This window comes from Streptomyces sp. NPDC000594 (assembly GCF_040299965.1).
Classification (GTDB): Bacteria; Actinomycetota; Actinomycetes; order Streptomycetales; family Streptomycetaceae; genus Streptomyces.
In genome coordinates, this window is sequence record NZ_JBEPCY010000009.1 from 165,245 (window position 1) to 179,769 (window position 14,525).

The 14,525-nt window shown below is 72.2% G+C and carries 8 protein-coding genes; 5 read left to right on the plus strand and 3 right to left on the minus strand.

All coding sequences use genetic code 11. From position 1 onward, the window contains the following. Positions 1-55 precede the first annotated feature (55 nt). Positions 56-673 carry a DUF805 domain-containing protein gene (locus ABT354_RS16080; protein ID WP_351493964.1) on the plus strand — a complete coding sequence of 206 codons (618 nt, stop codon included), beginning with the start codon at positions 56-58 and terminating at the stop codon, positions 671-673. An 84-nt stretch (positions 674-757) separates the two neighbouring features. On the opposite strand, the gene ABT354_RS16085 is transcribed toward ABT354_RS16080, so the two are convergent. Continuing rightward, the gene (locus ABT354_RS16085; RefSeq protein ID WP_351493966.1) at positions 758-1,186 is read right to left on the minus strand and encodes a PPOX class F420-dependent oxidoreductase; all 429 of its coding nucleotides are present in this window, start codon (positions 1,184-1,186) and stop codon (positions 758-760) included. A gap of 197 nt (positions 1,187-1,383) precedes the next feature. Between ABT354_RS16085 and ABT354_RS16090 the strand changes: the two genes are divergently transcribed. Together ABT354_RS16090 and ABT354_RS16095 are read left to right on the plus strand one after the other, a co-directional pair. After that, positions 1,384-2,991: a penicillin-binding transpeptidase domain-containing protein gene (locus tag ABT354_RS16090; RefSeq protein WP_351493968.1), complete on the plus strand. Its 1,608-nt coding sequence runs from the start codon at positions 1,384-1,386 to the stop codon at positions 2,989-2,991. 267 nt (positions 2,992-3,258) lie between these two features. After that, the gene (locus ABT354_RS16095) at positions 3,259-4,083 is read left to right on the plus strand and encodes a hypothetical protein (protein ID WP_351493970.1); all 825 of its coding nucleotides are present in this window, start codon (positions 3,259-3,261) and stop codon (positions 4,081-4,083) included. On the opposite strand, the gene ABT354_RS16100 is transcribed toward ABT354_RS16095, so the two are convergent. Further along, positions 4,049-7,381: an ATP-binding protein gene (locus ABT354_RS16100; protein WP_351493972.1), complete on the minus strand. Its 3,333-nt coding sequence runs from the start codon at positions 7,379-7,381 to the stop codon at positions 4,049-4,051. The genes ABT354_RS16095 and ABT354_RS16100 overlap by 35 nt on opposite strands. A 132-nt stretch (positions 7,382-7,513) precedes the next feature. Here ABT354_RS16100 and ABT354_RS16105 point away from each other — a divergent pair, with 132 nt between their 5' ends. Further along, positions 7,514-8,098 (plus strand): NADPH-dependent FMN reductase, encoded by a 585-nt coding sequence (locus ABT354_RS16105; protein WP_351493974.1) that lies wholly within the window; start codon positions 7,514-7,516, stop codon positions 8,096-8,098. Positions 8,099-8,256: 158 nt separating this feature from the next. Next, positions 8,257-9,846, plus strand: a complete 1,590-nt coding sequence (locus ABT354_RS16110) for an MFS transporter (protein WP_351493976.1) — start codon at positions 8,257-8,259, stop codon at positions 9,844-9,846. Between the two features lie 1,344 nt (positions 9,847-11,190). Here the strand turns inward: ABT354_RS16110 and ABT354_RS16115 are convergent. Next, positions 11,191-14,490: a S41 family peptidase gene (locus tag ABT354_RS16115; protein ID WP_351493978.1), complete on the minus strand. Its 3,300-nt coding sequence runs from the start codon at positions 14,488-14,490 to the stop codon at positions 11,191-11,193. Positions 14,491-14,525 lie beyond the last annotated feature (35 nt).

The window sequence follows — 14,525 nt, forward strand, 5'->3', positions numbered from 1 at the left end:
CGCTCCGCACGCGGAGCGGGCTTTTCCCTGTCGCCGTCCCCCGGAGGTCCGCTCGATGAACTACTACCTGGAAGCCTTCAGGAAGTACGCCACCTTCTCCGGGCGCGCCCGGCGCAAGGAATACTGGATGTTCACCCTGTTCCACCTCATCGCGACCATCGCGGTGACGGTCGTGGACTGGGTGCTCTGGTCGCCGGACAGCTGGCTGGCCCTTCTCTACTTCCTCGGCACCATCGTCCCGGCCCTCGCGGTGGGCGTCCGGCGACTGCACGACACCGGCCGCACCGGCTGGTGGTACCTCATAGCCCTGGTCCCGCTGGTGGGTGCGATCGTGCTGCTCGTCTTCACCTGCCTGGACGGCGATCCGCACCTCAACAAGTGGGGCTCCAACCCGAAGCACGACGAGCTGGGCGGCGGCTACGACGCGCCGTACCCGGGCCAGTACCCGATCGCCGGCCAGCCCGGCGCCTACGGCCAGCAGCCGGGTCAGTACCCCGCCCCCGGCCAGTACCCCGCGCCCGGCCAGTACCCGGCGCCCGACGCGAGCCCGTACGGCCAGCAGCCCGGCCAGTACCCGGCTCCGGGCCAGCCCGGCCCGTACGGTCAGCAGCCCGGCCAGCCCGGTCCCTACGGCCAGCAGCCCGGCCCCTACGGTCAGCCGCCGCAGAACTGACGGCGCGTCGGGCCGTGTCCGACACCGATGAAGGACCGGCGGGAACCGCTCCCCGCCGGTCCTTCGCCGTTCCCGCGCCGGGTGTCAGTCGGTGAGCCCCGCCAGGGCCACCACCTTGCTCACCTTCACCCGTACGGTCAGCTCTCCCTCGGTCCCGTTGCGCGTGCCGAACTCCTCCGCCCGCTCCTCCCCCATGTAGCGGGCGGCGATCCGGGTCGCCCAGTGCCGTGCCTGCTCGACATCGTCGCTGATCTCGGCCTCCCCCTGGAGCACGGTGAACCCGAACGGCGGCTGTTCGTCGTCCACACAGATCGCGACCCTGCCGTCCCGGGCCAGATTGCGCCCCTTGACGCTCCCGGCACCGGTGTTGAACACCAGCTCGTCCCCGTCGAGGAGGAACCACACCGGAGCGATGTGCGGACTGCCGTCGGCCCGTACGGTCGCGAGCTTCGCGGTACGCGTGCCCTCGGAGACAAACCTGTGCCACTCGCCCCTCGTCATCGTTTTCGCCATTTGGCCATATTCCGACAGTCCGGGGTGACGAACGGTCAGGCTCGCCGGGTGGGTGACCCCTGTGCCTACCGTCCCGTTCCCGTAACAAGGGACCCTCGGTTCCCTGGCGGACACACCCCGTCCCTTAGGGTTCACTGGGGTATCGCCTGCTTGAACGCGTTCTGGTGGGCCCGGCGATGAGAAGGGAACTGCGAGCCGTGCGCACCGGAGCGAAGGTCGCCATAGCCGGCGGGGTTTTTCTGATCGCCGCCGGCGGAGCGGGGTACGGCGGCTATGCCTATCTCACCAGTTCCGACGAGCCCGAGATCCGTACCGGACCGCTGACCACCGAGGAGATCGACCAGGCGTCCCGGGACTTCCTCGCCGCCTGGGCCGCCGGGCGCGGGCCCCAGGCCGCCCGGCTGACCAACCAGCCGGTGCAGGCCGAGCCGCTGCTCATCGGCTACCGCAAGGACGCCAAGGTCTCCAGGGCGGTGATCACCCCGGGGACGCCGGCCGGTACCAAGGTCCCCTTCACGGTGGAGGCGACCGTCACCCATGAGGGTGTCAGCAAGCCCTGGTCGTACTCCGGATCGCTCACCGTCGTCCGGGGCAAGTCCACCGGACGGCCGCTGGTCGACTGGAAGCCGACCGTGGTCCACCCCAAGCTCACGACGACGACCTCGCTGAAGACCTCCGCGTCGAGCGCCCCGCCGATCAAGGCGGTGGACCGGGAGGGCCGGGAGCTGACCCGGGAGAAGTACCCCTCCCTCGGCCCGATCCTTGATGTCCTGCGGCAGAAGTACGGCAAGGAGGCCGGCGGCACCCCCGGCGTCGAACTGGTCGTCACCTCCTCCCGGGAGGGCGTCGCCGACCACACCCTGCTCACCCTGGGCAAGGGGACCCCCGGCACGCTGACCACCACGCTCGACGCGGAGGTGCAGGCGGCGGCCGAGCGGGCGGTGGGCAAGCACAAGCAGGCGGCGGCGGTGGCCATCAGGCCGAGCACCGGGGAGATCCGGGCGGTCGCCAACAGCCCGGCGGGCGGCTTCAACGCCGCGATGCTGGGCAAGCAGGCCCCCGGCTCCACGATGAAGATCGTGACCGCCGCGATGATGATGGACCGGGGTGTCGTCGACGGCCCGAACGCCAAGGTGGAGTGTCCGGCGACGGTCGTCTGGGACGGGGCCACCTTCCAGAATCTGAAGAAGTTCGACATCCCGGGGACGCCCGCGTTCCGGGAGGCGTTCGCCCGCTCCTGCAACACCACCTTCATCAAGGCCATCCCCAAGCTGGGCGCGAAGTCGGGCTCGGCGCTGAGCGAGACGGCCGGGAAGTACTTCGGGATCGGACTGGACTGGAAGTCGGGCGTGCCCAGCTTCGACGGCGATGTGCCGGTGTCCAACGGGACCGAGACGGCCGCCTCGTACATCGGCCAGGGCCGGATCACCATGAACGCCCTGAACATGGCCTCCATCAGCGCCACCGTGAAGAACGGCGGCTTCAAGCAGCCCCTGCTGGTCCCCGCCGACCTGGACGGCCGCCCGCTGGCGACCACCGAACCGCTGCCCGCGCCGATCGCGGCCGGGCTGCGGGAGATGATGCGGGCCACGGCGGTCTCGGGCAGCGGGGCCGAGCCGATGGCGCCGGTCTCCGGCGACAAGGGCGCGAAGACCGGCTCCGCCGAGGTCGCGGGGCAGGGCAAGTCCAACAGCTGGTTCACGGGGTACGCGGACGACCTCGCGGCGGCAGCGGTCGTCCAGGCGGGCGGCCGGGGCGGCGAGTCGGCGGGCCCGGTCGTCGCCGACCTCCTGAACGCGCGCTGATACCCGTACCCGAAAATCAAGCCCCCTGGGGGTCCGGGAGTTTGAGGAGCGGGGTTCGGGGCCGGCCCCCGACGTCCGCCCGAGGTCACTCGGCGCTCGTGCCCACCGGCTGTGGCGCGGCTCACGGGGAACTTTTTCCATGAGCCGTACAACCATGTACCGGTGTCAGGGGTCTGGTGGGTGAGTCGACTGACTCACCTTCTGCCCCCGGGCCCCTGTCGGCGCATGCGATCCATGCGCCGGGGCCCCCTGTGAACTGGGAACTGCATGCGCTTCCGTGTTTCTGTCGCCGTGGTGTCGGGCGCCCTCGCCGCCACCGCCCTCGCCGCCCCCGCCGCCCAGGCCGCCGACGGCCAGAGCGCCCGCTCGGCCGTCAAGGGATTCGCCGCGACGGCCGATGACATCCGCGACGGCGACACCCGTATCACCGGCGTCTCCATCAACGGTGGCAAGCCGATCGTCCTCGGGGTCTCCGAGAAGAAGAAGGTCACCGCGACCATCACGGCCACCGACAGCAAGGGCATCCGGGTCGGCGGCGCCTGGCTGTGGCGGGGCAAGAGCGCCGGTAAGGCCACCGACGGCATCCTCGCCGACAAGCAGGAGTTCAGCTGCTCCAACCAGGGCACGAAGGGCACCTGCAAGGTGACCTTCACGCTGGACCCGACGAAGCTCTACATCAACGACCGGGCGGGCGCCTGGAAGCTCGCGGTCTTCGCCGAGGGCAAGGACGCCGACGGCGAGGTGAAGTTCAACTACCGGACCGTCACCCTCCAGCGTGCCTCCAAGCTGACGGTGAACGCCGCCCCGGAGCCGGTCGTCAAGGGCAAGACCCTCACGGTCACCGGCGCCCTGACCCGCGCCAACTGGGAGAGCCTGAACTACAAGGGCTACACCGCGCAGCCGGTGAAGCTCCAGTACCGGGCCAAGAACGCCACCAGCTACACCACCCTGAAGACGGTGAAGACCGACTCCAAGGGCAACCTCAAGACCACGGTGAAGGCCACGGCGGACGGCTACTACCGCTACGCCTTCGCGGGCACCTCGACCACCCCGGCGGTCACGACCGCCGGTGACTTCGTCGACGTGCGCTGACCCCTCCCGCTTCGACAGGGTCCCCCGGACGGCCGTCCGGGGGGCCTTCGTCGTCCCCGCCGCCGACCGGTCCAGCGGCGCCGTCGTGGAACGCCTCCGTGTAACGCGCCTCGCCCAGCCGGGTACGGGCGGCCCCGGCGATACGGTCGACATCGCCGCGCTCCCCCCGGGGCAGCGGCACCCCCACCGAGGCCCGCGCCGCCTGGGCCGCCCCCAGCAGCCGCGCCGCCTCCCGGGCGTCACCGTTCAGCAGGGAGGCCCCCGCCAGCCCCTCCAGGGCCAGCGCCACCGCCCGTGGATCACCGTGGACGCGCGCCGCCGCGAGACCCTCGCACTGGAGCCGCAGTGCCTCCGCCGCCTCGCCCCGGGCCTCCGCGACAAAGCCCAGCTCCGCGAGGATCAGCGGCGGCTCACCCGTGCGGTACCCCATCCTGCGGTGCAGCCGCAGCACCCGCCGCAGATGCTCCTCGGCCTCATCCAGGGAGCCCGCGCGGCGCGCCCCCATCCCGAGCCCCGTCTCGGCGTACTGCTCCCCGAAGAGGTCGGACTGCTCCACCGCGAGCCGCCGTGCCCGCTCGTGGAACTCCCGCGCCCGGGGCTGATCGCCGGTCAGCATCGCGATCCGGCCGAGCCCGGAGAGATGGTGGGAGACCTCCGTCCACAGCTCCAGCTCCTCCGCGAGCCGCAGCCCCTCCCGCAGCAGCCGCCCCGCGCGGGCGTAGTCGCCGACCGCCTCGGCCCGGGTCTGGAGCGGCACCAGGGCCTGGAGCCGGCCCCAGCCGTCGCCGAGGTCGTGAAAAAGGTCGAGGCTCTGCTCGCCGTACCGGCGCACCGCGTCGAAGTCCCCGCGCAGCTTCGCCTGGAAGGCCCGGCTCGCCAGGGCGACGGCCCGCCCCCAGGTGTCGCCCAGGGCGCGGAAGGCGGCGAGCGCCCCGGTGACCAGCTCCTCGCTCGGGGCGAGGTCGGCGATGCCGTAGAGATGGGAGCCGAGGTACCACTGGGCGCGGGCCCGGCCGGCCGGGTCGGCGATCCGCTCGTACGGCTCCAGCGCGGCCCGGTAGTGGGCCACCGGGTCGGTGCTGCCGCTGAGCGCCAGGGTCATCCCGCCGAGCCAGGCGGTGGCGGTGGCGACCCGGGCGGCCCGCGCGGGGTCCGGGATCGCCCCCTCCGGTGACCCGGCGGGCGGCGCGAGCGCCAGGGCCTGGGCCAGGGAGCGGCGGGCCTCGCTGTAGCGGCCCCGCAGATGCCAGTACCAGGCGAGCGCGTTCACCAGCCGCAGGGCCCGTTCGGTGTCGCCGTCGCGGAACGCGGTCTCCAGGGCGACCCGCAGATCGGCGCTCTCGGCGTCCAGCCGGCGCAGCCAGCGGCGCTGTCCGGGGCCGCGCAGCCCGCTCTCGGCCCGCTCGGCGAAGCGGGTGACATGGTCGCGGTGGAGCCTTTCCAGCGCGGCCGACTCCCCGTGCTCCTGTATCCGTTCACGGCAGTACGCGGCGACCGATTCGAGCAGCCGGTAGCGGGGCCCGTCGGCGCTGTCGGCGGCCTCGGTGACGACCACCAGGGAGGCCGCCACCAGCCGGTCCAGGAGATCCAGCACCTGGGAGCGGTCCACCCCGCCGGCGGGGCAGATCTCCTCGGCGGCCTCCAGGGTGCAGCCGTCGGCGTGGACGGCGAGCCGCCGCAGCACGGTGCGCTCCCGCTCGTCCAGGAGCGACCAGCTCCAGTCGATCACCGCGCGCAGGGTGCGCTGCCGGGCGGGGGCGTCGCGGGCGCCGGAGGCCAGCAGCGGGAAGCGGTCGTCCAGCCGGGCGGCCAGCTCGGTGACGCCGAGGGCCCGTACCCGGGTCGCGGCCATCTCCAGGGCGAGCGGGATGCCGTCGAGGCGGCGGCAGATGGACGCCACGGTCGCGGCGCGGTCGCCGTCCAGTTCGAGCCGGGGCGCGGCGGCGCGGGCGCGGGCGGTGAAGAGGGCCACGGCGTCGGCCCCGTCCAGCGGCAGCACCTCGTACAGCCATTCGCCCCGGACCTGGAGCGGCACCTGACTGGTGGTGAGGATCCGCGACCGGGGCGCGGCGGCGAGGAGGTCGTGGACGAGTGCGGCGACGGGGGCGGCGACATGTTCGCAGTTGTCGAGGACGAGCAGGGCGGGCCGGTCGCCGAGGGCGTGGGCCATGCGGTCGACGAGGCCACCGGGACCGGTGCGGGTGCCGGTGTCGGGGGCGGGTCGCGGGGAGGTGTCGTCCCGTACCCCGAGCGCCCCGGCGACCAGCCGGCGCACCTCGTCCGCCCCGAGCCCCGGGCAGCGGTGGTCGAGGGCGGCGAACTCCACGAGCCACACCCCGCCGGGGAAGTCCGCCGTCCGCCGGGCGGCGGCGGCGAGCGCGAGCTGCGTCTTGCCGACACCGCCGGGCCCGGTGAGGGTCACCAGCCGGTGCCCGGCGAGGGCGGTGTCCAGCTCCCGGAGGGCCGTCTCCCGGCCGATCAGCTCGGTGAGCGGGCCGGGGAGGTCGGAGGGCGGCCGGGCGGCGGTGGTACTGGGCGGCGGCGGGGCGGTGAGCGCCGGGTCCTGGGTGAGGATCGCCCGGTGCAGGGCGGCCGGTCCGGGCCCGGGGTCCACGCCGAGCTGATCGGCGAGAAGGGCGCGCAGCTCCTCGTACCCCTGGAGCGCCTCGCTCTGCCGCCCGGCGAGATACAGGGCGCGGATCCGGGCGGTCCGCAGCCGTTCGCGGAGCGGGTGCCGGGTGACCAGATCGCCCAGCTCATCGGCGACCAGGGCGTGTTCGCCCAGGTCGAGCCGGGCCTCGGCCTGGTCCTCCAGGGCGGTCAGCCGCTGCTCCTCCAGCCGGGCGGCTGCGGTACGGGTGAACTCCTCGTCGGCGAAGTCGGCGTAGGCGGGCCCGCGCCAGAGGGCGAGAGCGTCGGCGAGGAGGGCGGCACGGGCGCGGGGGTCGGCGGTGGCACGGGCACGGGCGGTCAGTTCGCCGAAGCGGCCGGCGTCCACGGCGTCCGGGGCGGCGCCGAGCTGGTAGCCGGGCGGGCGGGAGACGACGAGGTCACGGCCGCCGGGTTCGGCGTCCGCGAGGGCGCGGCGCAGCTGCCAGATCTTGTTCTGGAGGGCGGCGGTGGGGTTGGCGGGGAGGGTGTCGCCCCAGACGTCCTCGATGAGCCGGTCGGCGGAGACCGGGGCGCCCTGATGGACCAGCAGACAGACGAGGAGCGCCCGCACCTTGAGTTCGGGGACCCGGACCGGCCGACCGTCCTCCGTCCCCACGTCCAGGGGGCCCAGCACTCCGAAACGCATGCGGTCACGCTAACCCACCGGTGGCGGCCGGAAAGGGACGGGAGCGGGCCGGGAGTGGACCGGGAGAGAACCAAGAGGGGCCGGTCGCAGGGTGGTTCCCGTACCGATACCACCACGGCGAGGGGAGCCGCGATGTCCCAGGAACCACTGCGGGTGGCCGTCATCATCGGCAGCGTCCGGAACGGGCGCTTCGGCCCGACGCCCGCCCGCTGGATCGCCGCCGAGGCGGCCCGGCGGGAGGGGCTGGAGGTCGATGTGATCGATCTGGCCACGGTCTGGCTCCCCGATGTGCTCTCGGAGAGCGCGGAGGTGCCGACGCCGCAGGCGGTCCGGGATCTGGCGCCCTGGCTGGCCCGCGCGGACGCGTTCATCGTGGTGACCCCCGAGTACAACCACAGCTATCCCGCCTCGCTCAAGAACGCCGTCGACTGGTTCGTGGACGAGTGGAAGGCGAAGCCGGTGGCGTTCGTCAGCTACGGCGGGACGGCGGGGGGTCTGCGCGCGGTCGCGCATCTGCGGGAGGTCTTCCCGGGGTTGCACGCGATCACCGTACGGAACTCGGTGGCCTTCCCGGGCTGCTGGGACGCGTTCGACGAGGCGGGGCGGCCCCGGGACACGGAGGGGTGCGGGGGCGCGGCGGAGGCGATGCTCGATCAGCTCGTGTGGTGGGGCCGGACCTTGCGCGAGGCGCGCGCGAGGCGCCCGTACCCCGGCTGACCAGGGGGCCTGTTCCGACCCGTGTGCCCGCGCTTCCCCCCCCTTCCCCCCTTCCTCTGAGTCCCTTAACCCCCCTTACCCCCTTACCCCTTTGCCCCTTCCTCTTCGCCTTCCCCTTCCCTTTTCCATCCCTGACACCGTCCCCTGGAGGGATTCCGATGCAATCGACCGCCACCGAGGGCGCGCCGCCGAAGGCGGGGCCCCGGGAGTGGGCCGGGCTCGCCGTGCTGGCCCTGCCGACCCTGCTCATCGCGCTCGACCAGAGCGTGCTCTTCCTGGCCCTGCCGCATCTCGCGGAGTCGCTCGCCCCGACCGGCACCCAGACCTTGTGGATCATGGATGTCTACGGCTTCATGATCGCGGGCTTTCTGGTGACCATGGGCACCCTCGGTGACCGCATCGGCCGCCGCAGACTGCTGATGATCGGCGCCACGGCGGTCGGCGCCGCGTCGCTGCTGGCGGCGTTCTCCACCAGCGCCGAGATGCTGATCGCCACCCGGGCCCTGCTGGGGGTCGCCGCCGCGACGCTGATGCCGTCGACGCTCGCCCTGATCAGCAATATGTTCCGGGACCCGGTCCAGCGCGGGCGGGCGGTCGCCGTCTGGGCCAGCTGCTTCATGGGCGGCACCGCGCTCGGCCCGGTGGTCGGCGGGGTGCTGCTGGAGTACTTCTGGTGGGGCTCGGTCTTCGTCCTGGGGGTGCCGGTGATGGTGCTGCTCCTGGTCACCGCGCCGTTCCTGCTGCCGGAGTACCGCGATCCGGAGGGGGGCTCGATCGATCTGCCCAGTGTGGTGCTGTCGCTCGGCGCGATCCTGCCCTTCATCTACGGTCTGAAGGAGATCGCCCGGGACGGCTGGGACCCGGGGGTGGTGCTCATCGCGGCGGCGGGCGTGGCCCTGGGTTTCCTCTTTGTCGCACGGCAGCGGAGGCTGACCCGTCCGCTGCTGGATCTGAAGGTCTTCCGGCACACCGCGTTCACGGCGGCGCTGATCGTGCTGATGCTGGCGATGGCGACGATGAGCGGCAGCTATCTCTTCATCACCGGCTTCCTCCAGCTGGTGGAGGGGCTCTCGCCATTCGAGGCGGGCCTCTGGATGGTGCCGTCCGCGCTGGCCTCCATCGTCACCGCGACCCTCGCGCCCGCGCTCGCCCAGCGCTTCACCGTGGGTGCGGTCATCGGGGGCGGGCTCGGTCTCACCGCGATCGGCTATCTGCTCCTCGTCTTCGTGGACCCGGTCGGCGGGCTGCCGTTGCTGATCACCGGCTTTGTGGTGGCGTTCTTCGGTACGGGGCCGCTGGGCGCGCTGGGCACGAACCTCGTCGTCAGCTCCGCCCCGCCGGAGAAGGGCGGTTCGGCCGCGTCGATCTCCGAGACCAGCGGTGAGTTCGGGGTCTCCTTCGGCCTCGCGGCGCTGGGCAGCCTGGGGGGCGCGATCTACCAGTCCCGGATCACCGTGCCGGACGGGGTGACGGGCGCGGACGCGGAGGCGGTACGGGCCGGCGCGGAGTCCGCGCTGGCGGTCGCGGCGACGCTGCCCGACGCCCTGGGCGCGGAGGTCCTCACGGCTGCGCGCGAGGCGTACACCTCCGGTCTGCACACGGTCGCGGTGGTCTGCACGGTCCTCGCCACGGCCACGGCGCTGCTGGCCATGACCCTCCTCCGCCGCGTCGGCGGCCGCACCCCCGGGGCCCCGGCGCCAGCCACGGCCTCCACACCAGCGGAGGAGCAAGGCGCGACTATTCTCTGAGGCACCTTTATCGTCAACGGGGTGGCGTGCCATGGAGTCGAGCTCTAGGCCCGGACGGCCCTTATGCTTCTGGGCGGCAATCCTGGTTGCCGCCCAGAAGCACATTGTCAGTCGGGCACCTGGATATCGGCTATCCAGCGGACGTTATCTGCGGCTTCGATATGGAAGCGACCCTTACGGCTGTCTGACAGATCCAGTTGGTTGACGCTGATGCGGACCTCAGTGCTGGGGCAATCCATCTTGAATTCCCCTACCGTGTCGACGGAAATCGTGATTCGACCCTTACCGCCTTCTGCGACACAGTTCACATTCACCCAGGAGATGCCCTTAGCGAGCCGAACCGCACCGAGGTCCCAGTCACCGGTTCGCGGCCCCTCCAGAGCAATCCTATGATGCCCGGGCCGGACATCCGGCGGCGTCAACACCAGAGCGGATTTCGAAGGAGTAGGCGAGGGACTGGGTGCTTCACGATCTGAATCGTTACACCCAGCTATCGCCGCTGCCACGGCAACGACCACGGAAGCCGTCACCACGCGCCGAGAGATGGACATCAGCTACTGGTCTCCCAATATCGAAAACCTATGGCCTTATTGACCACCTTGACCCCGCCCGACGTGCGTTGGGACTTCCGACAGCTGGGAAGCTCATAATACTTTTCCCACGTGGCCGTATGGCCCCAGGATCCGTACTGGGCGTTTCCGTACTTCCCGTTCTTGATGTTTCGCCGATACTGATGATCGGTACCCCATCCGACTTCCTTCACGGACTCTCGATCGATCTCCGCCTTCGCCTGGGCGACCGCGAAGTCTACCGAAATACCCCCACCGCTCGTAATCGCAGTCTTCACCGACCCGGAAGCACTCTTGGTGATCACCATCGTTCCGCCAGGGCCATCCTTGTAGACAGGACCCTTGCCGACATGAGTCGCCTTGTATCCATATACATTCTTTCGCCACCCCCCGGAGCAGACATCCCATGACCCGGGTTCAGGGTCTGCCGCAACTGCGGCCGTGGGCGCCAGAAGAGACGACGCACACAGAGCCACAGTCGCCGTTATCAGAGCGGACGCGGTTCGAGTTCGAGACACGACAGAAACTCCCCCTGTTTCCCTATTCTCGGACTTCCCATCCTTGCGGGCTGTGACCATTCAATCACGCCAGCGCCATCTCCGGTACAGGTTTTCGATTAATTTGATCCAGCCGTGATTATTTGATGTTTGCTTGAGGTTCAAGGGAACCGATTTGGCCACCCTTTACCATTTCGGCGGAGAATCACCTTGTGGCGATTTCAAGCGATACCACAAGAGCTGCGCTGCCTCGCAGATCCGGAAAACCGGGGCCCCGCTCAGCGGGGCGGCAGCGGCGGTCTGGTCCGGTCCGGGGCCGTGTCGTAGCCCGGCGGGCTCGCAGGGGGGTGGTCGGCGAGGGCGGACAGCGCGAGGCGGACCGCGTCGTCGAGGCCGGCGTGGCGGTCCTCGGCCCAGTCGAGGGGCGTCCGGAGCGCCTCGACGTCCGGCTCGACGCCATGGTTCTCCACCGACCACCCATACGCGTCGAACCACGCCGCGTTCATCGGCACCGTGATCACCGTCCCGTCCCCCAACCCGTGCCGCCCCGTCATCCCCACCACCCCGCCCCACGTCCGCGTCCCCACCACCGGCCCCAGACCCAGCAGTTTGAACGCCGCCGTGATCATGTCGCCGTCCGACGAGGTCGCCTCGTCCGCCAGCGCCACCACCGGTCCGCGCGGCGCGTTCGAGGCGTAGGAGACCGGCTGGGCGTCCCGGGTGAGGTCCCAGCCCAGGATCCGCCGGGTCAGCTTCTCCACCACCAGCTCGCTGATGTGACCGCCCGCGTTCCCCCGGACGTCCACGATCAGCGCGGGCCGGGAGACCTCCAGCCGCAGGTCGCGGTTGAACTGGGCCCAGCCCGATCCCCCCAGGTCGGGGATGTGCAGATAGCCGCAGCGCCCGCCGCTCAGCTCCCGTACCACCGCCCGTCGCTTGGCCACCCAGTGCTGGTAGCGCAGCGGCCGGTCGTCCACCAGGGGGATCACCGCCACCCGGCGCAGCCCACCGTCGGTGGTCCGGAAGGTCAGCTCCACGGTGGTGCCCCCGGCCCCGGCGAGCATGGGGAAGGGGCCGGCCACCGGGTCCACCGGGCGGCCGTGGACCTGGGTGAGGACGGCGCCCTCGCGGATGCCCGTACCCGCCAGTGGGGAGCGGGCCCGGGAGTCGGAGGAGTCGCCCGGGAGGATCCGCCGGACGGTCCAGGCGCCGTCCCGGCGGACCAGGTCCGCGCCGAGCAGCCCCATCGGCCGCTGGTAGTGCGGCGGGCCCTCGTTCCGCCGGGCCGCCGCGACATAGGCGTGCGAGGTGCCCAGCTCGCCGAGGACCTCGCGGAGCAGATCGGCGAACTCGTCGGGCGACGCGACCCGTTCCACCAGCGGCCGGTACTGGGCGAGGACCGCGTCCCAGTCGATCCCGCTCAGCCCCGGGTCCCAGAAGTAGGCGCGGATCAGCCGCCCCGCCTCCGCGTAGGACTGCCGCCACTCGGAGGCCGGGTCGACCTCGTGGAGGATCCGCCGCAGATCGAGGAGGACGGTCGACTCCGCGTCCCCGGGCTCGGCCGCCGGCACCGCGCTCAGCTCGTCCTCGTCCACGACGACGAGCCGGGTGCCGTCGCCGCTCACCGCGAACCAGTCCACATGGACCATGAGTTCGGTACGGCTCGCCTTGGAGATGTCGAAGTGCTCCAGCGTGGGCCGCCCGGAGGTGTCGGCGGGGTTGGCGAAGGTCTCCCCGAGGGCGCCGGAGATCGGCCAGCGCAGCCAGACCAGCCCGCCGCCGCTCACCGGCTCCATCGAGGAGTACTTGGAGGCCGCCACGGGGAACGGCGTCACCCGGCTCTCCAGCCCCTCGACCTCCACCATCACCGCCGCCCCCTCGCCGGCCGCCGCGCCCTCGCCCTCCTCCGGCTCCTCCAGCGGATCGAGGCCGCCCGCCGCGGGCCGCCCGTCCGGGGAGAGCGCGAAGGGGGACGGGGTCGCCGACGACAGCGGTACGAGATAGGGGCGGCAGCCCAGCGGGAACGACAGATCGCCGGTGTGCACGTCGTACACCGGGTCGAACCCCCGCCAGGAGAGGAAGGCGAGATACCGGCCGTCGCCGGTGAAGACCGGGTTCTCGTCCTCGAAGCGGCCGTTGGTGGCGTCCACGATGGTCCGGTCCTTGATCCGGGCCAGTTTGATCTGCCGCAGCGAGCGGCCGATGCCGGGGTGGGACCAGGCGAGCCAGCCGCCGTCCGGGGAGAAGGCGAGGTCCCGCACGGGGCCGTTGACCGACCGGATCAGCTCGACGGCCCCCGTACCGCCGACGGCGTCCTCCTCCGGTACGTCGAGCAGCAGCAGCCGCCCGTCGTGCGCGGCCAGCGCCAGCCGCTCCCCCGCCGGGTCGGAGACCATCTCCTGGACCCGGCCGAGCGGTCCCGCCGCGAGCCGCAGCGGTGGCCGTTCCCCGCTGGCCCGGGGGAGCTGCGCCAGCTCCACCGCGTCCTCGCCCGCCGCGTCCGTGACATACGCCAGCCGTCCGCCCGTGCCGAGCATCACCGGCAGCCTCACCCGTACCCCCGGGGTGTCCGCGATGGTGCGCGCCGGGCCGTCACGGTGGGTGAGCCAGTACAGGCTGCCGCGTACGGAGACCGCGCTGGCCCGTCCGGTGGTGTCCACGGAGACCGCGTCGACATGGCTGGCGGCCGGGACCTGGTACGGGCGCCGCCCGGGGCGCGCCGCGCCCAGCCGGATCTCCAGCCGGCGCGGGACGGCGTCGGGGGCGGTCAGCTCCTCGGCGATCCACAGCTCGCCCGCGCACTGGTAGACCACCCGCCGTCCGTCGGTCGAGGCATGGCGGGCGTAGAAGGCGTCGTGGTCGGTGTGGCGGCGCAGCCCGCTCCCGTCCGGCAGGCAGGAGTAGAGGTTGCCGATCCCCTCGTGGTCGGAGAGAAAGGCGATCCGGCCGCCGACGATCATGGGGCATTCCAGCTGGCCGCCGAGGCCCGCGAGCAGCCGCCGCCCGTGCAGCCAGAGCCGCCCGGTCGCGCCGCCCCGGTACCGCTTCCAGGAGGCGGCCTCGTGCGGGGGCCGGCCGGTCAGCAGCAGGGTGCGCCGCTCCCCCTCGGCCTCACCCGTGGGCAGATCGGCGACGGCGATGTCGGAGACCGGCCCCCAGGGCAGCCGTCCGCCGGGTGAGCCGTCCACGGGGACGGTGTACGCCCAGGAGAAGTACGAGAACGGCTGCCCCTGCGAGGAGACCGCGAGGATCCGGCCGTCGGGGTCCCAGCCGCAGACCCGGGTGTCGGCGGAGCCCCAGTGGGTGAGCGGCCGGGCCGGGCCGCCCGCCACCGGGAGCAGCTGGATCTCGGGGTCCAGGGTGCGCCAGTGCGTGTACGCGATATGGCGGCCGTCGGGGGAGAAGCGGGGCGGGCCGAGGCGGGTGCGGTCCACGGTGAGCCGCCAGGCGCGGCCGGGCCGGTGCCCCGCCGGGACCAGGGGCGCGAGCCAGAGGTCGTCCTCGGCGGCGAAGCACAGCAGGTCCTCGTGGAGATGGGGGAAGCGGAGGTATGCCGGCGCGTCACGGTCGTCGCTCACCCCTCAATGCTTTCCGCGCCCCGGGGACCCGGCAA